We start from the raw sequence: 25316 nt of genomic DNA, 5'->3' as shown, positions 1-25316 counted from the left end.
GTTCCACATTGTATCATTAGATTTACAAAGCGAACTGGTAAGAACAGCCGTAAGGATGGCTAAATTTTTAAATGGTAGTACTTAAGGATCTAAAAAACAGTATTTACTGCACGGTTCAATACGATATATTTACAAAAAATAAGGCGTTATCAAAGATTGAACAATGTTCAAAGCCTACGCATAAGTGCAAGAAGCCACAAAAGCAACGAATCAGAGAGGCGTAATTATCTGTTCGACAAGAAAGGATATTTCGTTTTTCGAGCTAATAAAGTCGCTTTGATTAAGGTGAAGGAAAGAGTCTGTGTCAGCCAGGCTAAATCTGCATGACCTATGGTGAGCGTTTTTGAAGCTAAAAATAATGCCACAGCAGTGCCCGGGCGGGTAATATTAAGAAGCAGCTGTAATCGAAGGAGGCGCGAGGCATACTCATGTATGCCTCGGATAGCTTATTTCTGGCGTCTGCGACGTACCCACAATAGAGGAAGTGCAAGTAAAGACAACCAGCTCAGAGATGCAGACTGACGCTCATACGTCTCTGTTTCCGGCGCAACACATTCACTGAGCTCTGTGCTACCCGTTTTAGTCAGAACCACTGGCACCACAACGGATTCTGATGCTTCGTTGCCATCTGAATCCTTGTCTGGGTTCCCAAACGAGTCTAGCTTGGTCACCGTTTTGGTAGCAACCGCATAGATCGTATTGTCATCCGTTATCCGGATCGCCTCGGATACGGTATAGGGGAATTCATCGCTTTTACAAGGTAGTAAATCATTAATGTTAGTTAGCTTTTCATCACCAATCTTATACATAAAGGCTTCACTGCGAGAGTTAGATACGTTTTTCTCAGTCTCGCCGTCACCGACCATATAACCGGCGTTGTTAATGTCTCGGACATGCGTGTCGGAGCCACTGAAATAACTTGGGATCTCTACCAAGGTTTTATCATTCATATCGTAGTAAAACCCGTTCACGTCAAATAACGTGCCCTGGTTTTGTCTGCCTACGTACCCCACAATCACATTACTATCATTGATGTCCAGAGCATATCCGGACTGATAAAAGTCATCATGCTCTCGTAAAGTGAAAAACTGACCATCCTGGTAATAGCCAGGCTCTTCATAAGCCTTTAAGCTATCATCGATCCTGACTCGGGACCTGCCAACTGCAATACCCGCTTTGTTGATGGCATAAGCCGAGCTGTAAAACGGATTATCTTCATCGTCTTTGCGCTCCAAACCGATACCCAGGTCTTTCGTATCAATGACATTGAAGTCTTTATCCAGCGTCCATTGGTAAGCGCGCAGATCATAGACTCCCCTGCCCTGACGCCAGATACACACAGCTTCAGGCTCATCTTTGTCATCACAATTGTCCGTAATCGTCGTCTGGCTGTTTTCAGACAAGCCTACCGACGCCTGGCCAACAACCAGATAATTGCCTTCATCAGTCAGCGTAATATCAGAGGCAATGCTGTAACCACCATATTCAGTGAATGCAGGTTCCAATACTACGCGCTTGCCACCCGGAGATATCACGATCCCGCGAGCATGCCAGTCACGCACAAAGTAGGTTTTTTCCTCACTTTCTCCCTCTGGCGTGAAAGTGATTTTTTTAAAAGGTGCAGAGCCCCAGCCAACCACAGTGCCGTCTGCCGCGACAGCGGTCATCGCATTACTGACTGAACGTGTCAGACCTGCATAATCGGGCGATTCTATATCGAATATATCGACCAGGTTAACACTGGTGCCTGTGAATTCGAGGCCAGCGACAGAACTGATTTTTTGGAATTCAGCGCTGGCACTTTGGGTACCAGACGATAAGTAGCCCAGCATAAAGTTGTGTGCTTCTGAATCTGTTGAAAGCGCGTTACCATTTTCTATATCATCCAGAGTGAAAGAAATGGTTTCGTCTCTATCCTCCAGGATATCCTTGTAGCTATTGTAGTAACTTGTGATCGAATTGTCTTGAAAGTCAATATAGCTAATGTCGACTGGCAAATTAAACAAGCCTGTCACGCGGCCAATAGCATCGCCGCTTTCATTGACGTCAGTGACATAATGCATTTTGCCAATGTCGCTGGTTGGTAATTCAGTGAGTTTGTAGGTCGCGGCAATCGCCTGACCAGATAGGCCGAAAATAATGCTGGCGGCCATAAGTGAATATTTCATTTCAATCCTTACTACTGATTCTGTAATGCTTCTAATTCTTCCCAACGCTCAAACGCGGCTTCAAGCTTGGACTCAAGGTCAGCCAAATGGTTCAACGCGGTTTGGGTCGTTTCAGGATCTTGCTTAAAAAACTCCGGTGAATTCACCAGGTTTTGCTGCTCTTCCAGCTCGTTTTCCAGAGCCTCTACTTTACCCGGCAATGCTTCTAGTTCAAGCTTTAATTTGTAGCTTAATTTGCCAGATTTGTTTTTATTGGCAGATTTTTTGTTATCGCTCGCTTGTTGTTTCTCTTTGTCGAGCTTTTCTAGCGCTTTTTGCTGCGCCTGCTGCTGTGTTCGGTACGCTTCAAAGTCACTAAAGCCGCCGACAATTTCAGTTACCTTACCATGACCTTCAAATGCCCAAACACTGTTACAGGTATTATCGATAAACTCCCTGTCGTGGCTGACGATCAGGATAGTTCCCTGATACTGATTGATAATCTCTTCGAGTAACTCAAGCGTTTCGATGTCTAAGTCATTGGTCGGCTCATCCAGCACCAGCACATTCGAAGGTTTCAGGAACAATTTAGCCAGCAACAGACGGTTCTTCTCTCCTCCTGATAATGCCTTAACCGGGGTACGAGCGCGTGCAGGAGGAAATAAGAAATCTTGCAGGTAACCCAGTACATGACGGCTGCGACCGCCCATTTGCACCTCTTGTTTACCTTCAGCGACATTGTCCTGAACCGTTTTTTCTTCATCCAGTTTTTCCCGGTACTGGTCAAAATAGGCCACTTCAAGGTTAACGCCTTGCTTCACTTTACCTTTATCCGGAGAAATATCACCAAATAGAATTTTCAGTAAAGTCGTTTTACCTACGCCGTTAGGGCCAATTAAGCCAACCCGATCACCACGCATAACCAAAGTCGAGAATTCATTGACAATGCGCTTATCTTTAAAGGCATGGCCAATATGTTGAGCCTCAAATACCAGTTTGCCCGAACGCTCAGCTGACTCAATGTTAAAGTCAGTCTTGCCGACTTGCTCAACACGCTGCTTACGCTCAACCCGCAGTGCTTTAAGGGCTCTGACTCGTCCCTCGTTGCGTGTGCGTCGCGCTTTTATCCCTTGACGGATCCAAGCCTCTTCCTCGGCGAGTTTCTTGTCAAACAAGGCATTTTGCGCCTCTTCAACTTTCAGGTCATGGGCTTTTTGGTCCAGGTACTTGGCATAATCGCCCGGGTAAGAAATAAGCTTACCGCGATCTAAGTCGAGTATTCGGGTTGCAACACCGCGAATAAATGCCCGGTCGTGCGAGATAAAAACAATGCCGCCTTTAAATTCTTTTAAGAACTGCTCCAGCCATTCAACGCTGCTCATGTCCAGGTGGTTGGTCGGTTCATCAAGTAATAGCAGATCCGGGTCACTCACCAAAGCCTTAGCCAGAGCCACTTTACGTAGCCAGCCACCAGATAACTTTTCGAGCTTCATATTGGCAGTCAATTGCAACTGTGTCAGTACCAGCTTGATACGGCTTTCAAACCGCCATGCATCCTTAGCTTCAATGTCTGCAGACAAACGTTCCAAACGGCTCAACAGGCTACTCGAGTGATCGGTCTGCAACGCTTCGCTGACGTTATGATAATCAATCAGCAGCTGGGCAATATCTGGCAGGCCACCCGCTACATAATCAAATACACTGCCCTGGGCCCCTTTAGGCGGATCCTGTTCCAGCCGCGACACTTTTAGCCCGGAGACCTGGTTGATTTCACCGTCGTCCAATTGGACTTGCCCGTCCAGGACTTTGAGCAGGGTTGACTTACCGGCACCGTTGCGCCCGACGATACAGACCCGCTCACCCGCTTCAATAACTGCATCTGCCTGATCTAACAGGGGATGAGTACCAAAAGCCAGTTGGGCCCGTGCAATTCTGATTAAATCCATCTTACTTTAACAACTCTTTTATATCTTGTTCTGTGAAGGGCCAGAACAAAGTTCTGGCACTGTCTGTTGACTTAAGTACGGGAATAGACGTCTGATATTCAGCCATCAATTGCGGATCTTCCACAATATCCTGATGCTGCACAGCATCACTGGCGACGCAACGTAGCACCAATTCATAGGCTTGCTCGCAAAGGTGACAGCCATCGGTATAAAACAGGGTAAGTTTAGCCATGGGTGATCAACCAACTGTTGTGGATCTGCTTGTTACGCTTAAAGTCAGGCGACAGGGTTTGGTCTGACACATTTTCGGCTTTCAGGCCAAGTCCCATCAAACCGATTTCATCCATTTTAAAACCCCGTTTGTTGTTGGAGAATAACAAGGTACCGCCCGGACTGAGAATCTTTTTGACCCATTCTAGCAACTGAATATGGTCACGCTGCACATCAAAGACCTCTTTCATGCGCTTTGAATTCGAAAAAGTCGGCGGATCAAGGAAAATCAGATCATACTGACCTTGCGCATGTTCAAGCCATTTCAGGCAATCTGCCTGTTCAAACCTAAAACGAGGGTTACGCAACTCGTTTAAGGCAAAATTTTCTTCTGCCCACTTGAGATACGTCTTGGACATGTCGACTGTCGTCACCGCTTTTGCACCACCGAGAGCCGCATGAACTGAGGCGCTGCCAGTATACGCGAACAAGTTAAGAACCCGCTTGTTCTTAGCATTTTGCTGAATATATCGTCTGGCCAGACGGTGATCTAGAAACAGCCCGGTGTCCAGATAATCAAACAAGTTTACTTTGAATTTGGCACCAAATTCTTCAACGACTTGCACCCGGTTTTGCTTACTGAGTGCATTGTATTGTTCCTGACCTTTTTGCTTTTTGCGGACTTTGACCGCAATGTTAGAGGGGTCAATATCCAATGTTTCGGCGGTGAGCGTGATCACGTCCTGGAGACGCTTATTAGCAACCAGCTCATCAATTTCTTTTGGCGCTGCGTACTCAAAGACGACGGCACTCTCACCATAGACGTCGACCGCTACATTATATTCCGGAATATCCGCATCGTAGACTCGGTAGGCCTCTACTTGCTCTTTCTTGAGCCAGCTTTTCAGGGCTTGTTTGTTCTTTTTTACCCGGTTTGCGAACGCCCGTGACTGTTCAAAATGCAGTGCGCCTGCTTGTTCGTTTTGTGCAACTTGACGCTCATCCATATCATACAAATAGAGGGACACGTCGAGCGGACCATTTTTGAATTTGTAGCGTTTTTTAGACGACAGCTTAAGTGTTTTAAACAGCGCTTCATCTGTGCCAAGCAATGCCAATGACCAGTCTTTGTAATGCTTCTTAAAGCGATCCCCCATGCCCCTGTACAGGTTAATCAGCTCAGCCATAGAGCCCAGGCGCTCACCATAAGGCAAGTTACTTAATAACGTGCCTGGACGCTTGGCGACACAAGTGAGCTGACTGGCGTCTCCGTCATTGAAGCGGATATATTGCTCAAGCCCGGCGCGTTTAGCATTCCCTCTGGCTGTTTCCAGCACCTGTGCATCAATGTCCTGACCTATGATCCATAAGGGTTTATCCAGCTGCGCCTGTTTCAACTCAGTTTTTAGCTCTTTAAATTTAGCATCGCGAAAACCAGGCAAGCGTTTGAAGGCAAAATCTTTATTCAGATTAGCTGGGATATTCAGGGCCATACTGGCCGCCTCAATCAATAAAGTACCGGAACCACAACAGGGATCAAATAATGGCTTAGAGGTATCACTCAGCCAGCCACTTCGTTGTACTAGAGCCGCTGCCAGGTTTTCCCGGATCGGTGCCCGACCTTGCTTGGTTCGGTACCCTCGGTCAGACAAGCGCGGACCAGAATAGTCGATATATAGCGCGATTTTTTGTTTATTGAGCTTGGCAATAACGCGTACATTGGCTTCTTGTTTATCAACAGACGGACGTTGCTCATACAGATCCTGAAAATAATCTACAATGGCATCTTTGATGACTAGGCCGGAAAACTGAGTGTTCTTTAGCTCCCGGTTAGTACCATTGAATTCAACGGCAAACGTTTGTTTAGGACCGAACCACTCCTGCCAGCCCTGAAAACGCGCAAACTTGTACAAGTCATCTTTATTGTTGATGTTTTCATGTTCATCAATCAGCATCATGACGCGCGTGGCAAAACGCGTTGTCATACAGAACTTTTGAACTGCCAGGCTATCCGCGGTGAAGCGGACAGAGCCAACGCTTTGCTTCACGACTTCAAGTCCCTGAGACTGAAGTTCTTCAAGCAACAGGTTTTCAATTCCGATGGACGTTAAGGCGATAAACTGCAATGTAAATACTCAATAATTTCAATTGCAGCGAGTATAACACAGCAAGTGGCAGACTGGGATATCAGAGTGGGTGTACGCAGTGTCGCATGGTAAAACCGATACGCAAAGCTATCAGGCGGTTTGGGTCAGCTTATGTGCCTGGATCAGGGGGTGTACTCTGTCATTCAGTACCTTGATGGCCTGAAATTGCTCCAGCTCGATGTTTTCATCCAGCATAAAACCCTGCGTCAGATTGATACACATGCTGGTTTCCTGATTGTGATCTACAATCAGAAATTCACCTGACTGGCATCTTGATTGCAACGTAACCACAGCTTCGCACAAGGGTTGGCCTCCGTTATAACAATTGAAAAACCAACTTTTAGCCTGTACGGGAAGTAAATGAAACTTTGCCGCGGTGGCATTAAGCGCTATCTGGCAGCACTGAGGTTCAGACCAAACTTTAAAACCAAGCAAATAATCATACACGTTACGATAAAAGGCGGCTTCGTCGACACTCAAATCGACGCTATGCAGGGAATCTTCGGTTAACTGTCTCAAGCGAAAAGGCGTGCACAACTGAAGGTCTTCACCCAAATCAACAAGCAGTCTGTTTCTGTGGCTACATCTTATCCAACGCCACTCTTTGGATGCTTGCAAAATGGACCTCCCAATATCAATGTGTTATGTGTGTGAGCCTGTGAAGAAGTATATCGCGAATTATCACAGTGTAAAAATTTTTGTAATAACAAATTGTTTTAGATCATCGCGCTATATGAATGATCTTTATAAGGAAAAAACGATCCTTCCCACAAAGGAACGATCGTTTTTCAAACCAGCGTCAGAATTCGCCTGTATATTGCAAAATAATTACAAACTATTTCATAAGCTTATAAAACAGCCAGTTAGATCTCAGTAAGGATCTTTTTGATCAACTGAGGTCCTTCATAGATAAAGCCTGTGTAAACCTGTACTAAATCTGCGCCTGCATTAAGCTTTTCTTTTGCAGCAGCGGCACTGTCGATCCCACCTACACCAATAATAGGTAGTTTGCCTTCAGTCATCCGTTTCAATTCGCTAACGACTTGTGTGGACTTTTCACGTACCGGACGACCCGATAAGCCACCGGCTTCTTCGGCGTGCTCTAACCCTTTAACCGCTTCTCTCGATAAGGTGGTATTAGTTGCAATAACACCATCAATACGACTGTTCACTAATGACTCGGCAATTTGTTGCAACTGAACGGCATCAACATCAGGTGCGATTTTCACTAACATCGGAACCGATTTTTTGTGCTTCTCGATCAAGTCAATCTGCTCATTCTTTAAACTTTGTAGCAGGTCATCCAGTGCTTCACCATATTGCAGGTCGCGCAACCCCGGTGTATTGGGTGACGAAATATTCACTGTAATATAAGACGCATGCTCAAATACCTTACGCATACAATGAATGTAATCATCTTTGCCCTGCTCGTTCGGCGTATCTTTGTTTTTCCCTATGTTGATACCCAGGATCCCGTTATAACGTGCTGCTTTTACGTTGTTAACCAGATTATCGACCCCTTTATTATTAAAGCCCATCCGGTTAATAATTGCGTTTGCTTCAGGCAGTCGGAAAATGCGCGGTTTATCATTACCTGCCTGAGGTCTGGGTGTAACTGTACCCACCTCTATAAAGCCAAAGCCCATCTGGCTGAATGCATCAATACATTCTGCATTTTTATCGAGTCCCGCCGCTAACCCAACCGGATTGTCAAATTCCAGGCCAAGGAAATTAACCGGTTTCTTTGGAAGTGATTGTGACCAGGCCATACTTAATGGGGTATTCGCGAAGCGGCGTAAGTTTCCGAGTGCGAAATCATGAGCCCACTCGGCATCTTTACTGAACATATAACGACGCGCTAAATCATAAAACATTGAGACTCCTTAAGTTCCTAGTAACGTATGACACCAACCCGCATTCATGCATAGCTAATTTGAAGAGTAGAATCTGCTAACGGTGCTAAAATTTATTATTTAGTACACCGAACAGTAGACTTACTGCCAGACTATCGCCGAAAATTTTTGCCAAAATGACTCATTTAATGAAGCGGCTTGGTATCAATTTCAAATCTGAGATAAAAAAATACCCCAGCAAAGCCGGGGTATTTTAACGGGTTATTTTTTATTTGGAAGTGTCACAGTTGTGACTCAACAACATCAGCTCACGCAATGCCACTGAGAACTTCGCAAAGTCATGGCTTTGTGAGGTCTTGAATTCAGCCAGCATCTGTTGCCAGCGTAGCAACAAGGTAGACTGATTTTCCATCCACTGATTGATCAGTGAATCGACATCATGGTCATCTCCCTCAAAGCTGTTCAATACAACTTCAGACAAAGCGCGTTGCTGCCAATCCAGCTCTTCACGGTAAGATGCACGCGCCAGAGCTTGCCAATGGTTGGCGACAGGTTGTGCAGTGATCTGATCCAGGAACCAGTGCAGACCCATATTCGCACCCAGTTTGAAGTAGGTGTTTGACACCACATCAATCGCGCGACCGGAGTTTGCTGCTACTTCAGCCAGATCCATTACAGAGAACAGACTAGACAGAGAAACGATACGCATAGCAATTTGCTCTGGTACACCTTGTGCGACAAGCGCATCGGCTTTTTCTGTCAAACGTGCACTTTCATCTTCAACCATGTAGTTGTTCAGGTTATTGCTCAGATCAGCAAAGGTCGGAGCAAAGAACGCGATGGTTTCTTCAATCGTCATACCCTTGTTGCGGTGACGCAGGAACCAACGTGTCGTACGACGTACTGTACGACGCAACTGATACAACATTTCAGTCTGTACTGCTGATGGAATATGATTATCCAATGCTGCAATTGACTGCCAGGTCTCTTTCATTTCAAAAATTTCGCTGGCAATTGAGTAACACAGCGCGATTTCTGCTTCCGTTGCACCAGTTTCTTCGTGCATACGGATCATGAAGTTCAGACCCATGTCGTTCACGATATTATTCGCAAGTTTAGTTGCAATAATCTCTTTACGCAGTGGGTGGTTATCCATTGCCGCGTTAAAACGCTCACGCAGTGGGATTGGGAATGAATTTACTAACAGCTGACGATAGTATGGATTCTCTGAAATCTCATCAACAACCAGTGATTCTTTCAACACCATTTTAGAGTAAGAAACTAACACAGACAGCTCTGGACGAGTCAGATCTGACCCTGCCGCTGCACGCTCTGCCAGTTCTTCATCGGTAGGCAAAAACTCAATCGTACGGTCAAGCTTACCGTCTTTTTCCAATGCATGGATAAAGCGGATTTTCTCTTTCAGCGTTGCCGGGCCTTTCGACTTAGTGATAGACAGCGTATGTGTTTGACGGTAACAGTCTGCCAGTACCAGCTCAGATACTTCATCAGTCATGGCATACAGAAGTTCATCACGCTGTTTCTTAGTCAAGTCACCTTCAGCAACCAGGCCATTCAACAGGATCTTGATGTTTACTTCGTTATCTGAACACGCCACACCACCTACGTTATCGATAAAGTCGGTGTTGATACGTCCGCCCTTCTCGGCAAACTCAATACGGCCCAACTGTGTTGCACCCAGGTTACCACCTTCACCGAAGATTTTCGCACCCAGCTCAGAACCATCGATACGTAGACCGTCATTCGCACGGTCGCCCACATCTGCATTAGATTCAGACTTAGCTTTAATGTAAGTACCTATACCACCGTTCCAAAGTAGGTCAGCTGGCATTTTAAGTAGCGCTTTAATCAGCTCATTTGGTGTCATGCTGGCTTTTTTGGTGCCAATCATTTTCTTCATTTCAGCGGTCAATGTGATTGACTTAGCTGCACGAGAGAATACACCACCACCTTCAGAAATAAGCTCTTTGTTGTAATCTTCCCAGCTTGAACGAGGCAAATTGAACAAACGATCACGTTCTACATAAGAGCTTGCCGCATCCGGATTCGGGTCAATAAAGATGTGCATGTGGTTGAAGGCTGCCTGCAGGCGAATATGCTTAGACAGCAACATACCATTACCAAATACGTCACCACCCATGTCGCCGATACCAACCGCTGTAAAGTCAGTTGTCTGACAGTCAATGTCCATTTCACGGAAATGACGCTTAACCGACTCCCACGCACCTTTCGCAGTAATACCCATTTTCTTGTGGTCATAACCAATTGAACCACCAGAAGCAAATGCGTCGCCCAGCCAGAAGTTATACTCTTCAGCAATGCCGTTAGCAATATCAGAGAATGTCGCGGTGCCTTTATCAGCGGCAACAACCAGGTATGGGTCATCTTCGTCGTGACGTACTACGTCAACTGGCGGGATAATGTCGCCATGAATGATGTTATCTGTGATGTCTAACAGACCACGGATGAACATCTTGTAGCATTCCTGACCTTCTTTAAAGAAGCCTTCACGATCGTTTGGCAGCTGCTTACAAACAAAACCACCTTTTGACCCGACAGGAACGATTACCGTATTTTTAACCTGTTGTGCCTTAACCAGACCAAGGACCTCGGTACGGAAGTCTTCACGACGGTCTGACCAACGCAGACCACCACGCGCAACTTTACCACCACGTAAATGGACACCTTCTACACGTGGTGAATAAACGAAGATTTCATACGCAGGCAGCGGCAGAGGCATCTCAGGGATCGCATGCGGGTTGATCTTGAATGAAATATAAGATTTGTTGCTTTCGTCCGCTTCTTTTTGATAGAAGTTGGTACGCAATGTGGCGTTGATCATATCAACATACATGCGAATGATGCGGTCATCATCCAAGTTAGCAACGTTTTCGAGTTCCTGGTAGATTTTCTCGATCAGTTTTTCAAGCGTCTTCTCAGCCGCTTTTTTCGCCGGTGAGAACTTCTTCACAAACAGCTCAACAATTTGTGCTGCGATGTGCGGGTAATGCTCAAACGTATTTTCGATGTATGACTGAGAGAATGTCACACCAATCTGACGCATGTACTTAGCATACGCACGCAAAATTGACGCTTCGCGTCCAGTCATGCCACCCAGCAGAACCATGCGATTGAAACCATCGCTCTCAAGACGATTATTCCAAACGTTCGTCAGCGCAGCACGGAAACGGGCTGAAACTTTATCAAAGTCCGCAATCCCTTTTGAGTCGATCATCATGGAGAAATCCATGATCCAATTTACCTGGCCATCGCTGCTCTTGATTGCGTAAGGCGTTTCTCCAATCACGCGTAAACCAAAGTTTTCCAACATTGGCATAACGTCTGACAGGTGAATTGGCACGTCTTTGTGGAACAAGCTCAAACGAACGATTTCGCTGTTTGATTCTTCCTGAGGACGGTAAAAAAGCATTTCCAGCTTTTTCTCATCGCTCAGCTGCTCCAACTTCTCAATATCGACTACCGCGGCACTTGGCAATACTTGATCTTTATATGAGTGTGGGAAAGCGTTGGCATATTTACGGTTTAGCTCGTTACCACGGGTCTCACCATTGCTACCAAGCAATGCTGATTGTAGTTTATCTTCCCAAGTGCGAGCGGCTTCTGCCAGGTTGTTTTCAATGTCTTTCACGTTGTACTTAATACTGTTATCTGCCACACGCACGATGTAATGCGTTCTCGCCAGTGTGGACTCTGAGAAAAAGGTCGTAAACTCAACTTTTTCATTGGACTTAAATGCATCTGCCAACAATTTCTGAGTTTCACGACGTAGTGCTGTGTTATAGCGCTCACGCGGCACATAGACCATGCATGAGAAGAAACGCCCGTACACATCGCGACGAACGAACAAACGACACATGTCGCGTTCCTGAATTTGCAATACGCCGGTCGCGACTTCTAATAGCTCGACTTCGCGCGCTTGCACCAACTCATCACGCGGATAAGTTTCCAGCAAGTTAAGCACAGCTTTATACGCGTGTGTCCCTTGTGCAAAGTCACACTGCTCCATAATGCGCTGGATCTTGCTCTTAAGAACAGGCACATCTGCCGCACTGTTGTTGTAGAAACTCGATGAGAATAAACCGATGAAACGGTCTTCACCGATAACGTTGCCCTGCTCGTCAAAACGCTTAATACCCACATAGTCAATATAGGCTGGACGATGAACACGAGACAGTGAATTGGTCTTAGTCAGAATCAGGAGATTTTTGCTGCGAGCTTCTTTGCGCGCGACTTCTGGCAGCTCCGACAGTAGGCGGCCGCCGTCATGGCTCGAGTTTTTCATCAAGCCCAGACTAGTGTCTGGCACTGCGCGCAGTTCATGGTCACCCTGAACAGGCACCAAGTCGTACTGACGGTAGCCCATAAAGGTGAAGTTATCTGAAGATAACCATTCAAGGAACTCAACTGCTTCATTGACTTCTGCCTGTGAGCAGTCATGATGGCGCGTCGGTATCTCTTTACTGACCGCAACCAGTTTATCGCGGATAGGCTTCCAGTCTTCTACAGCAACAGAGACATCTTTCAATACTGATTCCAGTTCTTCGGTGAACTCTTTCATTGCTTTTGCGTCAGTTTGACGATCAATCTCAATGAAGAAAACAGTTTTTGTCGATGAGGATTCCTGCTCGGTTTTTAAGTTTGAAAGCGCCGTAATCTTATTGTCACCATCGCGCTTTACTTTAAGCGGGCTGTGTAACAATAAGTGAGACACGATATTTTTGCGGCTAAGTGCCATGCGAACCGAATCAACCAGGAACGGCATGTCTTTAGCGATGATCTCAACGATCGTGTGAGAGGATTGCCAACCATCTTTGGCTACTTCAGGGTTAAAAACGCGAATAACCGCATCGTCATTGGCATTCTTTTCCAGAGAATTCCAAAGACTCAATGCGGCTCCGTATAAGTCGCTGTCGTTACGATGTGCCAAGTCCTCTTTAGACATATTGCTGTACAAGGCTTTGGCAAAAGTTTCAACGAGCGACACGTTTTCGGCATGAACTTTTTTGTGGATCAGCTTGGTGACGTTATCCAGGATAACTGACGCTGGACCTTCATTTTGTGTCATTATGTGTTCCTTAATCTATACCACCTTTGAACGGTAGATTATTTGTACAGCCATTTATTAGCGTGGAGTCATGTGAATTTTAACCTTTCTGGCGCTAATAAAAAGCCTTTTCGACGAAAACATTATAGCCTTTTCAGCTGGTTGGTCAGATATTCACTAAATATAGATATAAATGGCCGAAACCGGCCATTTATAAGCACTTTTATTCACACTTTTTTTTCTGGTCTGTCCAGATTAAGGTTCCTATTGCAGGTAATAATAAAACGGCACCCAACATATTAACCAGGAACATAAAGGTTAATAATATCCCCATATCTACCTGGAATTTGAGTGCTGAGAAAATCCAGGTACTGACACCAATTGCCAAAGTGATCCCGGTAAAGAGCACAGCACTGCCTCTTTCTGCCAGCGCATTGCGATATGCATAGGCAAGTGGCACGCCTTGCTTAAGCTGCGTCATCATAGAAGAGAGGATATAAATACCATAATCCACACCTATACCCACACCTAGCGCGATCACTGGCAAGGTTGATACCGTTAAACCGATTTCGAGTTTAACCATCAAGGCTTGCGCCAGAGTCGATACGATATACAAAGGTAAAACCACCGCAATGGTTGCACGTATGCTTCTGAAACTGATCAGGCACAGTGCGATAACGGCACCATATACATAGATCATCATAGGCAACTGTGCTTCAGACACGGATTCATTGGTCGCAGCCATAACACCAATTGGCCCAGACGCCAGTTTAAACTGCACAGTATCGGTGCCTTCTTCCTCTGCAAACGCTTTAATCTGCGTGACCACATTGTCTATAGTCTGTGCTTTGTGATCAGCCATGAAGATAATAATAGGCATCACAGAGCAATCACCATTGAGCAAACCGGTGCTTGTTTCCACTCGCGACGTCGCCTGAACTAATGACGCGCTATTACGCGGCAACGTTTGCCATTTCAGATTACCCTCGTTATACCCCGCATTCACAGATTGCGCGACTGAGCTCAGAGACACGGCTGACTGGACACCCGGTAGGTTCTCAACGCGCCACTGGAAACGGCTGACCCTATCCATGGTGTCGTGCTCTGTACAGGCCGCAGGATACGCTTCAACCAGTACTTTGAGAATATCAGATGAAATGGCATACCGGTCTGAGATCAGGAAGGTATCCTGATTATAGCGAGCATCCTCATGAAGCGCAGGTGCACCCGCATGCAAATCGCCAATTTGCATGTGCTGAGATTGCCAGTAACCAAGGCCGAATAGAATCGCACTGATCAGTAAAATGACACGTGCAACGCGCTTATCTGTGGTTTTCACCAGTGCTTCGCGCATAGAGGTAAAAAGTTTATTACTAAACGAATTACCGTCATCAACACGGTGTATTTTACTTGAGTTAAAATAAGAAGCCAGAACTGGCAGCAGGATCAGGTTAGTGAAGATAATCACGGCAACACCCAAACTTGCGGTGATGGCCAGCTCACGGATAATGCCAATGTCGATAGCAAGTAAGGTCAAAAAGCCTACTGTGTCAGACAGCAACGCAATACCACCCGGTATTAATAGCGCTTTAAAACTCGCCTCAGCAGCCACTTTGCTGTTTACGCCTTCAGCCACTTTTTTACCGATCGCATTAATCATCTGTACGCCATGGCTCACACCAATTGCAAAAACCAGGAATGGCACCAGAATAGACATAGGATCTAACCCAAAGCCCAGTACGGTAAGCAGACCCATTTGCCACACTACCGCTATCAAGGAGCACATAATCGGCAATAACGTTAATTTGAAGCTTTTACAGAAAAGCCAGACCATCACAAATGTGAACAGGATCGCGACTGCAAAGAACAAGATGACGCCTTTTGCACCATCTGCAATATCACCCGCCATTTTAGCAAAGCCAATGATATGAATAGACACCTTATCCGTGCTGAGTGGCTCACGAATTTCACTTTCCAGCTTTTTCGCAAATGCCAACGTATCTAACTTTTCCTGTGTCTGAGGGTCAATTTCCATGAGTTGAGCTGTGACCATCGCACACGAATAATCACTGGCGACCATGCGGCCCACTACTTTTGCTTTTTCAATGTTTTGCTTAACCACAGCCAGACCGGCCTCGTCGGCGGAAAAGTTTGCAGGAATAATCGGACCGCCCGCAAAGCCATCTTCGACAACTTCGACAAACCGTGCACTAGGCGCAAAAATAGAATTAACCAGCGGGCGATTCACGCCAGGGATAAAATAAAGCTGATCATGTACTGCTTTCAACTGAGTAAAGAACTCAGGATTAAAAATATCTCCATCAGCATCACAGACCGATATCAGAATGCTATTTGCACCGCCAAACTGTTTTTCATGTTTCAGGTATACTTTCATATACTCATGATTCAGAGGAATATTCTTATTAAAAGATGCATCAAGCTGGATCTGTGTTGCACGATAGCCTAAGAACAAAGTTGTTATGATGAAGAGTATAATCATCGCAACACGATGTCTGAAAACAACGTAAACAAGTTGGTTTAACAATGACTGCATTAGCGTTTAACCTCTACTATCTGGATCCCGTTTTCCGTTGCCAGCACCAATTGCCCCTCGAACATAACACCGGCCATAATGGATTTACCATTTTTCAACTGCTCGCTAGACAGACCCGCTTCGCTACGAGTGTGGATCACACCACTGTTCGCAAACAGATATTGTTGTTCGTTCACCGTTAGTACCTGATTAATGGTGGCTGTTTTGTCGAATGCCAGACGCTGAAACTCTGACAACTCAGGGTCAGAAACAAATGCGTTTCCACGTAACCCGGCAGCGACTACCCGTCCATCGGCAGTTTTGCTGACGGTGAACAAAGAACCAGCATAGAACTCAGGTAACTTACGCCAATTCTTCCCGGCATCATCGCTGACAGCGAATAAGCCCATTTCGCCGGCTAATAAATACTGTGCGCCATCAATCAGTAAAGTGTTGAAATGCGGTAAAATAAATGCTGTTTCATCTTCATACGCAGCCGGGTCATCTGCTTTAAGCTCAGCAAGGTAAGTCACATCATCGGGATGCACAAAGGCATCGATAAAACGTTTCGTCCAGTTTTGCCCGCCATCGGTCGTTTCATACATCATGCCATAGGCACCAACGGCATAGCCAATTTGCTCATTGGCAAAGGTAATATCCAGACACGGCTTTTCGATATCTGGCAAATGTTGCTGAATTTGCCAACTTTGTCCACCGTCGTCTGTGTTTAAAATTGTTGCGTCATGGCCACAGGCCCAGCCTTTTTTTTCGCTGGCAAATGTCACTGAGGTCAGCAAACTTTGTACCGGCACGTGCGCCTGCTGCCAGCTTTTACCATCTTTGCTAGTTACTATGGTGCCATGCTTACCAACAGCGACCAGCTGCGCACCGGTATAACTGATATCTGTTAATAGTGTACGCTGCGGATGTGCCACCATTAGTGCATCAGAAGCTGCGGCTACTGCATCACTTTGCATTGCCATCACTGCAATCGTGGTTGCGACTAACTTCTTAATCATGATGAGTACTCGATAATTAGTGTGAGAGAGAATAGGAAGTGCAATTTCAGGAGCTACCAATGTAGCCCCTGAGAAGTAGTGCTGTGCCGGTATTAACCGGCAGCTATGCTTATCGTCTACCCTCGCGACGTAAAGCGCTTTGTGTAAACTCATTGTCCTGGAAAGACTGGCTGAAGTCGTACATTTTCTCTTCATTATCCAGGCCAATAGCCAGGTAACGACGAGAGTTCAGGTCATGATAGACATCCAGCGTACTCCAGTGAGTAGGCACATCATAGTAGTTCAGGCCGTGGGCCATCGCTACGCGATACATTTGATCGCGGTTGTCATACAAATCTGCAACGTGGATCTGCCAGCTATCCTCATCAATGTAGAAAACACGTTTCTTATAGATGTGGCGCGTGCCTTCTTTCAGGTTTGCTTCAACAACCCAAACGCGGTGCTTCTCATAGCGAACGTGTTCCGGGTTTACGTGACCGGCCATCAGAATATCGTCATACTTTAGCTTATCACTGTGAAGTTTGTAGCTGTTGTACGGAATGTAAAGCTCCTGCTTGCCTTTCAGGGTCCAGTTATAACGGTTCGGTGATCCGTTGAACATATCAAAGTCGTCTGTTGTGCGCAGGCTGTCCGATGCTGTTCCCGGTGCGTCATAAGCAACGTTTGGTGCGCGGCGAACACGACGCTGGCCGGTGTTATAGGTCCACGCCTGACGCGGTGTCAGGATTTGGTCCATTGTTTCATGTACCAGCAGAGCTGTTCCTGCCAAACGCGCAGGTTCAGTTACTTTCTGCTTAAACTTAAACAGGACATTCGACTCTTTCAGCTCAGCAGGTGTTGCATCAGGATCTGAGTATTTTACTAACAGTTGCTCGTCGAATCCGATGATGTTGTAAGAGCCTGATGCCGTTGGCATTGCCTGGCCGCCATAACGTGCAATCGACAAACCACGATAGCGTAACAAGTGGTTCCAGATGGCTTCTAACCCGTCTTTAGGGATCGGGAAAGGAATACCAATTGCAGTGTCTTTGATGCCGTTGCCGTCTTCAATCAGCTGCGCTGTTGCAGCGTACTTTTTAGTTGCGTCATAAACAAACTGAGGATACGCAGCACTGCGACGAGTTGGGTAAACGTGCATTTTGAACGTATCAGGATAGGTATTAAATAAAGCAACCTGCCCCGGGCTTAGCTTGTCTTTATGCTTGTCCAGATTGGTCTTATCAATGGTGAACAAGATTTTATCATCTGCAAAAGGATCAGGATGGTGCATGCCCACTTTATAACCCGCAGGTGGCTTAGTGATCCCACCAGTCCAAGCGGGGATACTGCCATCGGCATTACCTGCTTTTTCTGCTCCAATTGGAGTCAGATCTGCGCCTAAACGCGCAATTTCTTCTGGGGACATTTTCGCAAATGCACCCGGTGCTGCCATCATTGTTATAATTGTTGCAGCAAGCATAGTAGGTTTTCTAAACATATTGAAAGCCCTTAGATTGAATACTTGATATTAAATGAAACGAAATCACGATCTGAGAATGTGTTGGTCTTGCCACCACCCCAGAATGCGTTATAGCCAAAGTCAAATGACCAGGCATTTTGGTAGTTAAAGTTCAGCGTCAAACCAACCGACTTACGATCTTCCACAAACAGGAACATTGGATCCGGCGTGATACCATTTACATCGTGAGAAAACACGATACGAGGTGACATGTTAACGCCAGCAAATAAGTTGTTGTATTCGCCTTTCGCAATTAAGCGATAACCCCACGCAGACGCAGTTGGGAATGGGTTTACTTCAGGACCATTTGAGATAGCCATATGCAACAGGTCATAGCTTTGACCGTTAATACCTTCAATAGTCCCGCTTCGGCCGGTACCCGCAACGTTTAAACGCAGCTCATCGTAACTCGGCATATCTTTAATCGTGACACCACCGACTTCACCGACCAACGCCCAGCTATCTGCACCCAGCGAAGGGCCGAATAAATGCGTTGCAGTGAATTGCAGCTGCATTGTGTCTTTCAACACATAACCCTGCGCAATTGCACCTGGCTCTACATAAGCGACATCGTCACCTTTACTCAACTGAGACAAACCAGCGACATCTGTGCGAATGCCAGCCAAAGCAAGCTGTTCCAACATACCCGCATAAAGCAACTCTACATCGTCAATCTGTAAAGGCTCGTCTTCACGATATGCAAACTCACCAGAGAACGCCGTTTCACCAATTGCGGTATTGAAACTCAAACCGTACAACTTAATGTCTTCTGGGTATTCAATCAGACCTTGCGTAAATGCATTAAGGTTGGTGAAATTCTCATCATTCAGCGGGTTGTTCTGAATGTAATTCAGGTCCGCCGCAATGGCATCGCTGGTAAAGTTAGACGCCTTACCAGAGATCAGAGGACGACGGGCATGGTAGTTGATGTAATATAGCGCGAACTCAGTGTCATTCAGCTCTGGTGCAAACATGCCCAGACGAATACCAAACTGACCACCATCCTGCGGCTCTCTCTTACCATTGAGACCTTTGCCTTTCAGAGCCACTTTGGTCGGATACGCAAGATACATTGAAGTCAGCTGTGAAATAGCAGCTTCACTTTGCAGCACATTTGGATCTGTTACATCCAGACCTTGCGCGGCCAATGCCCCCATCCAGTTTGTATGAAGGTTATTCAGTGCTTCAGTCAGGTGCGCCAAATCGATATCCGGGTTAGCTGTGAAGCCAAGCTGGATATTCTGGTTATAGCCATTCTCTGAAGCAAAGTCGTTGGTAGAGAAATAACTACCTGTCGCAGGAAGGCGTGTTTCATGCCATTCGTACTGATAAAAAGCCTCCAGCGTCAGGTTATCGGTCAGACCCAAAGACGCCCAAAACATACCGACTGGGATGAAAGCTTCTTTTAGCTCTGCTCCTGGCGCTTTTAGGCGATCAATATCAACCGGGTTTACGTTGATACCGTGACTGATAAGGGTACTTTCACCCCAGTTTACAACCTGGCGACCCAATCTGACTGATAACGGGTTTTTACCATTATTAATGTCAAAATCCGCCCACACGAACGCATCAAGTAAGCGAACATCGGAACAAACCTGCTCTTTGGTGTCGTCATCTGCACAGGGATCGACTTTCTGTCCAGATACCGGGTTACTGTAAGCAAAATCGCCATCTTCCATCGCAAAATCGTAAAAGTACATGAAACGAGAGAAGAAGCCGTAGTTATCTTTAGTGATACCTAGTTCATGGGTGCCTTTGAGTAACTGAGAAAACGTGTCGCCCGAATCGAAATTCAAATTACCAGCATCACCGTTATTAGAGTATGCACCCTGTTGTGACCAGATCTGAGAAGATGAATAAATGGTGTTGCCCAATGAAGCGTTATAACCAGTCCAGTTATAACGGGGGTGATTACTCTTACCAATGTGATCAAAGTCACGGTCTTCTACACGAATACTCTGACCGTAAGAAAACGTGGAATCAAAGGTCACATCAAAATCACCAACTTGGAACGTGGCGGCTTGCGCAGCAGTGCCAGCGACACCAAGACATGCTGCACTCAGGCCGAGCATTATCTTGTTCTTCACAAAGCGCGATGTTTTTATCATTATTTCTCCCCCCTTTGGCGGGTAATTCTTATCAAGTTATTGTTTTTTGTTGTCGTAACGATAGAAGCGATAGCTTTAAATTACAAATAATACGCGTCTGATCGGTGCATTTTTATCTCATTGGAGCGTATTTCACTCATGGTAAGACGTCCTACCAGAGTAGTTATAACACGTAATTTAAGTTTAAAACAAACCGATTTAACAAAAATACTTTATGTCTCGTCGCATAATTGTCATCAAACTACTTTTTCCAGCGCTACGAAGCGATTATTTTCATCAAGCAACAAACGAAAGCGTCCACGAACGCCTAATGTCGATACATGCCGCCTGATATGATGAGCGGGAAAGCGGATCCGCTTCCCCCCATCCTCGACGACTTGTATAAACTCGACATGTCCGTGGTAATACGCCATACATTGTTCGTGGCTTAAGTCCATGTAAAAGTAATACTCATGCATAATGTGGATACAAACCTTTACACATTTCGAATAAAAGCACTGCTAGTTCAGTGCTTTGTCAATTTTCTCATACAGATCATCACTCAGCTCAGGTAACCGTGCCAGTTTCTCTAACTGAGCTTTCATTAACCCTTGTCTGGTGTCATCAAAACGCTTGAAAGACAGCAAAGGCGTAATAATTCTGGACGCATTTTGCGGATTGACCTGGTTCAGCTCTGCAATTAACTCACCAAGTAACGCATATCCTCGACCATCTTTGCGATGGAAGTGCCTTGGGTTACCCCGTGTGAAAGCGCCAATCAAAGCACGTACGCGATTTGGGTTGGCTTTATCGAAACACGGGTGGTTGTAAAGGGATAAAATGTTGTCGATGCAATTGTCGTCACTGCGGCTCGCTTGCAATGCGAACCATTTGTCCATTACCAGCAGATCTGACTGCCACTGTTTGTCAAAGTCATCCAGTAATAACTGAGTCAGCACATGATCAGCGTTGACAGCCGCTCTAAGTGCCCCCAATTTCAACGTCATGTTATAGCTCTCACTTTGTGCCTGGATCCAGCCTTGAATTTGAGGATCTGACACCTGTGCGAGGTAAAACAGGCATTTATTCTTCATGGTGCGGATAGCGACTGCTTTCGCTTCAAGGCTTCCATCATCCTGTAACTGTGCATAAACATCACACCAAACTGATTTCAACTGGGTCGCTATCTGGCACTCAATGGTCGAAATAGCTTGCGCCAGCTGTTCTACCGGAACAGGCGTGTAGTCAGCACTCAGGGCATCAAAGCCAGGCACGGTGAATAATTCCGCGAGGATTGATAAGTCTCCGCTAAGATCATCAAGCAGCATGCGTAATGCCTGAGTTAAGCTTTCTGGTAGCTGATATTCATCGAACAACTGAGTGTTCACCAGTGACTTAATCTCAGCTTTATAAAGCTGCTGAATAGCTTCCCAGCGTGCATAATCACTGCTGGCATACTTAGCAATGTGAAGCAACTGATGTTGCTGATAGTCATAATTCAAAACACAAGGCGCTGAGAACCCTTCCAGTAGCACAACAACAGGCTCACTCTCTAATCCCGAAAAGACATAGCTCTGCTGTTTTTCGGTAAGCTCAATTACTTTACCCTGTTTGGCAATGGACTCAGGGATTGCTATCACCTCTCCATGTTTATCCAACAACTCAACAGCAACCGGAATATGCAAAGGTGCCTCTACCGGATCATGCTCTGCGTGGCTTTGGGCCAAATGCAGCGTAAACTCGCCCTGCTGCGCATCAAAGCTTGTACGCGCGCTAATTTTTGGCGTACCAACCTGGTTATACCAAAGTTTAAACTGAGTTAGATCTTTGCCATTGGCATCACTCATCGCTGCGACAAAGTCGTCACAGGTTACCGCCTGACCGTCATGACGCTCAAAATAGAGCTTCATCCCCTTCTGGAAGCCGGCTTCACCCAGGATGGTGTGCATCATGCGGATCACTTCTGCGCCTTTGTTGTATACGGTCACCGTGTAGAAGTTATTCATTTCGATAACTTGCTGCGGGCGAATTGGGTGGGCCATAGGTCCTGCGTCCTCTGCAAACTGATGAGTGCGAACCGTATTCACTGCATCTATCCGGTTTAACGCACGCGAACCCAGATCACTACTGAATTCCTGATCGCGAAATACGGTCAGGCCTTCTTTAAGGCTCAACTGGAACCAGTCACGACAAGTTACCCGGTTCCCCGTCCAGTTATGGAAGTATTCGTGCCCGACGATGGACTCAATTACATGAAAGTCTCTGTCGGTAGCCGTTTCCTGATTGGCTAATACACAAGCACTGTTAAACACGTTGAGCCCCTTATTCTCCATAGCCCCCATGTTGAAAAAGTCCACCGCAACAATCATGTAAATGTCCAGGTCGTATTCTAAATCAAACCTTTCTTCATCCCACGCCATGGCCTTTTTCAATGATGCCATTGCATGCGGCGCTTTACTCAGATTGCCCTTATCTACAAATAGCTGAAGGTCAACCTGGCGACCTGAGCGTGTTTCAAATTGATCTTTCAGCACATCGAAGTCACCAGCAACCAACGCAAACAAATAAGACGGCTTCTTAAACGGGTCTTCCCAGCTTACATAGTGACGACCATCCTCCAGCTCTCCGCTGTCGACCTTATTACCATTAGACAGTAAATGTGGCATTTCCCTGGGTCCAATGATCTTGACCTGATAGGTCGTTAGCACATCGGGTCTATCGAGGAAATAAGTAATTTTTCTAAACCCTTCAGCCTCGCATTGCGTGCAATAGGCACCATCTGAGAGATATAAACCTTCAAGAGAGGTGTTCGTAGCTGGCGAAATGGTATTAACGATTTCGATTTCAGCGCGCTCACCCAGCCCAAATAGTTCGAGGCCAGTCTCATGTAGTTTGTAATCTGAGTGGCTTTGTCCATCCACTGTCACAGACTGAAGGGTCAGCTCGATACCGTCCAGCATCACAGACGTTGCGCCACCCAGTGATGACAGCGTAAACCGGGCTGTCACTTTGGTATTTTGTGGATCTAATTCGAAGCTTAAGGCGAGATTCTCAACTGCATGTGAGGGAGGCTGATAATCATGCAGGTATTTGGCCTGAGGTTTTGAGGTCATGACAATTCCTATTATCAAATTACAGGTGCCAGCGTCACTGACATAACTGAGCACAATGAAAAAATGAGTACAAATCAATATCTTTATTGTAGAACGGCCCACGCTAAGGGCAAAGGGATTTATGAATGTGAGACGTGCAAAAGCGCCTCAAATTCAATGAGGCGCTTTTGTTTCTTTTCAGCTCTGGACTATGCGTCTGGCGCTGCTGCGCCTTGCTGCATCGCTTTGGGTTTGATTTTTAGAATCTTAATGCCCAGGTAAGCGTATACAATTGCCAGGAATGGATTGATTAGGTTAAAGAAGGCGTAAACCGCATAATCAAGTGGATTTATTAACAACACACTTTGCATGTATGCCCCACAAGTGTTCCAGGGGATCAGAGGACTTGTTATAGTCCCCCCGTCTTCCAGCGTTCTGGACAGGTTCACACTTCGCAGACCCCGTTTCGTATATTCTTCTTTAAACATACGACCAGGCACCACAATGGCAATATATTGATCCGCCGCGACCAGGTTAGTACCAAAACAAGTTGCAACCGTAGAGGCAATGAGTGACCCCGTGCTCTTTGCCACTTTAAGAATGCTCTTAACAAACAGTTCAAGCAGTCCGGTTTTTTCCATGATGGCACCAAACATCAGCGCCGTCATAACCAACCAAGTCGTCGTCAGCATACTCGACATACCGCCCCCGCTGAGTAAGTCATCCATCTTAGCGTTGCCTGTTTCGAGGCTAAAGCCATCAAAGAAAGTCGCCCAAACCAGCTTGAAATGACTGACCAGCGCACCTTCATCCGGATTTACCTGGCTCGCTATCAGGTCGCCCTGGAACAACAATGCCCAAATCGCACCAACAACGGCACCAATAGAGATAGCAGGAAAAGCTGGCATCTTTTTAATGGCAAGGCCGAGAAGAATAACCAGTGGTACGAGGTTAACTATGCTGATATTGAAGTTACTTTGCAGGATAGAGGCAATCTCATCAATTTTACTCGATTCATTCGACACATCAGCATTGAACCCCATGAAAATAAATATAATTAAGGCGATAACAAAGCTCGGCACTGTGGTCCATAGCATGTGCTGAATATGCTCGAACAAATCACTGCCCGCTACCGCTGGCGCTAAATTCGTTGTTTCTGACAACGGAGAGAGTTTGTCACCGAAGTATGCACCCGAGATAACCGCTCCGGCAGTCACCACAGGATCCAGTCCCAAGCCATTAGCAACCCCCAGAAGGGCTACACCTATGGTTGCGGCTGTTGTCCAGGAACTACCAATACTCATGGCAACGATGCCACAAATCAAACACCCAGCCGCGTAAAACCACGAAGGGTGGATAATCTGTAATCCATAGTAGATTAAGGTTGGCACCGTACCGGAAAGCAACCAGGTTCCAATCAAAGCTCCTACCATCAGTAAGATAAGGATTGCCCCCAAAGAGATAGTGATCCCTTTGATCATCGCTTCTTCGAGTGTCTTCCAGGTAAAGCCATTTTTAAGCCCGATCAACGCAGCTGTAAAGGTAGCAAACAGCAGGGCTATCTGGTTTGGCCCTGAAGAAGAATTATCACCGTACAGGTATACAGCTGCACCTAATAGGCTCACCAATACCACAATAGGAATAAAGGCATCCAGATAGGATGCTTGTTTTTGTTGTCTCAAACCAGAATACTCCTTC

14 protein-coding genes are annotated in these 25316 nt (G+C 46.0%); all 14 read right to left on the bottom strand.

Features of this window, described 5'->3' with window-relative positions; all coding sequences use genetic code 11:
• Positions 1–446 precede the first annotated feature (446 nt).
• Complete coding sequence (locus tag QNM19_RS05285) at positions 447–2168, bottom strand: DUF3466 family protein (protein ID WP_049865513.1); 1722 nt, start codon at positions 2166–2168, stop codon at positions 447–449.
• Positions 2169–2179: 11 nt separating this feature from the next.
• On the bottom strand, positions 2180–4093 hold the full coding sequence (gene uup / locus QNM19_RS05280) for an ATP-binding cassette ATPase Uup (protein ID WP_049865512.1): 1914 nt from the start codon (positions 4091–4093) through the stop codon (positions 2180–2182).
• A gap of 1 nt (position 4094) precedes the next feature.
• On the bottom strand, positions 4095–4325 hold the full coding sequence (locus QNM19_RS05275; protein ID WP_010386060.1) for a glutaredoxin family protein: 231 nt from the start codon (positions 4323–4325) through the stop codon (positions 4095–4097).
• Positions 4318–6429: a bifunctional 23S rRNA (guanine(2069)-N(7))-methyltransferase RlmK/23S rRNA (guanine(2445)-N(2))-methyltransferase RlmL gene (rlmKL, locus tag QNM19_RS05270; RefSeq protein WP_049865511.1), complete on the bottom strand. Its 2112-nt coding sequence runs from the start codon at positions 6427–6429 to the stop codon at positions 4318–4320. Before rlmKL ends, QNM19_RS05275 begins: the two co-directional genes overlap by 8 nt.
• 111 nt (positions 6430–6540) lie before the next feature.
• The gene (locus tag QNM19_RS05265) at positions 6541–7071 is read right to left on the bottom strand and encodes a cell division protein ZapC domain-containing protein (protein ID WP_049865510.1); all 531 of its coding nucleotides are present in this window, start codon (positions 7069–7071) and stop codon (positions 6541–6543) included.
• A gap of 242 nt (positions 7072–7313) precedes the next feature.
• Complete coding sequence (gene pyrD, locus QNM19_RS05260) at positions 7314–8324, bottom strand: quinone-dependent dihydroorotate dehydrogenase (RefSeq protein ID WP_058795247.1); 1011 nt, start codon at positions 8322–8324, stop codon at positions 7314–7316.
• A gap of 247 nt (positions 8325–8571) precedes the next feature.
• Positions 8572–13410, bottom strand: coding sequence for an NAD-glutamate dehydrogenase (locus QNM19_RS05255; RefSeq protein ID WP_284026439.1), 4839 nt, complete (start codon positions 13408–13410; stop codon positions 8572–8574).
• Positions 13411–13612: 202 nt separating this feature from the next.
• Positions 13613–15943 carry an efflux RND transporter permease subunit gene (locus tag QNM19_RS05250; protein ID WP_049863157.1) on the bottom strand — a complete coding sequence of 777 codons (2331 nt, stop codon included), beginning with the start codon at positions 15941–15943 and terminating at the stop codon, positions 13613–13615.
• A complete protein-coding gene (locus QNM19_RS05245) occupies positions 15943–16941 on the bottom strand; it encodes a WD40/YVTN/BNR-like repeat-containing protein (RefSeq protein ID WP_049863186.1) in 999 nt (332 codons plus the stop codon). Before QNM19_RS05245 ends, QNM19_RS05250 begins: the two co-directional genes overlap by 1 nt.
• Before the next feature lie 109 nt (positions 16942–17050).
• Positions 17051–18418, bottom strand: coding sequence for a DUF1329 domain-containing protein (locus QNM19_RS05240; protein ID WP_040644927.1), 1368 nt, complete (start codon positions 18416–18418; stop codon positions 17051–17053).
• 11 nt (positions 18419–18429) lie between these two features.
• Positions 18430–20547, bottom strand: a complete 2118-nt coding sequence (locus QNM19_RS05235) for a DUF1302 domain-containing protein (protein WP_049863158.1) — start codon at positions 20545–20547, stop codon at positions 18430–18432.
• Between the two features lie 236 nt (positions 20548–20783).
• On the bottom strand, positions 20784–21005 hold the full coding sequence (locus QNM19_RS05230) for a DUF2835 domain-containing protein (RefSeq protein ID WP_010386048.1): 222 nt from the start codon (positions 21003–21005) through the stop codon (positions 20784–20786).
• A 42-nt stretch (positions 21006–21047) separates the two neighbouring features.
• Positions 21048–23639, bottom strand: coding sequence for an aminopeptidase N (gene pepN, locus QNM19_RS05225; RefSeq protein ID WP_049863159.1), 2592 nt, complete (start codon positions 23637–23639; stop codon positions 21048–21050).
• A gap of 188 nt (positions 23640–23827) precedes the next feature.
• Positions 23828–25300: a Na+/H+ antiporter NhaC gene (gene nhaC / locus QNM19_RS05220; protein WP_284026438.1), complete on the bottom strand. Its 1473-nt coding sequence runs from the start codon at positions 25298–25300 to the stop codon at positions 23828–23830.
• Positions 25301–25316 lie beyond the last annotated feature (16 nt).

The organism is Pseudoalteromonas ardens, from assembly GCF_030125445.1.
Lineage (GTDB): Bacteria > Pseudomonadota > Gammaproteobacteria > Enterobacterales > Alteromonadaceae > Pseudoalteromonas > Pseudoalteromonas ardens.
This window is presented reverse-complemented; position numbering and strand designations above follow the sequence as displayed.

Bases quoted from the DNA above. Each gene is read 5' to 3' on its own strand.
- QNM19_RS05285 (WP_049865513.1), bottom strand. From the start codon at position 2,168: ATGAAATATTCACTTATGGCCGCCAGCATTATTTTCGGCCTATCTGGT.
- uup (WP_049865512.1), bottom strand. From the start codon at position 4,093: ATGGATTTAATCAGAATTGCACGGGCCCAACTGGCTTTTGGTACTCAT.
- QNM19_RS05275 (WP_010386060.1), bottom strand. From the start codon at position 4,325: ATGGCTAAACTTACCCTGTTTTATACCGATGGCTGTCACCTTTGCGAG.
- pyrD (WP_058795247.1), bottom strand. From the start codon at position 8,324: ATGTTTTATGATTTAGCGCGTCGTTATATGTTCAGTAAAGATGCCGAG.
- QNM19_RS05255 (WP_284026439.1), bottom strand. From the start codon at position 13,410: ATGACACAAAATGAAGGTCCAGCGTCAGTTATCCTGGATAACGTCACC.
- QNM19_RS05250 (WP_049863157.1), bottom strand. From the start codon at position 15,943: ATGCAGTCATTGTTAAACCAACTTGTTTACGTTGTTTTCAGACATCGT.
- QNM19_RS05245 (WP_049863186.1), bottom strand. From the start codon at position 16,941: ATGATTAAGAAGTTAGTCGCAACCACGATTGCAGTGATGGCAATGCAA.
- QNM19_RS05240 (WP_040644927.1), bottom strand. From the start codon at position 18,418: ATGTTTAGAAAACCTACTATGCTTGCTGCAACAATTATAACAATGATG.
- QNM19_RS05235 (WP_049863158.1), bottom strand. From the start codon at position 20,547: ATGATAAAAACATCGCGCTTTGTGAAGAACAAGATAATGCTCGGCCTG.
- QNM19_RS05230 (WP_010386048.1), bottom strand. From the start codon at position 21,005: ATGCATGAGTATTACTTTTACATGGACTTAAGCCACGAACAATGTATG.
- pepN (WP_049863159.1), bottom strand. From the start codon at position 23,639: ATGACCTCAAAACCTCAGGCCAAATACCTGCATGATTATCAGCCTCCC.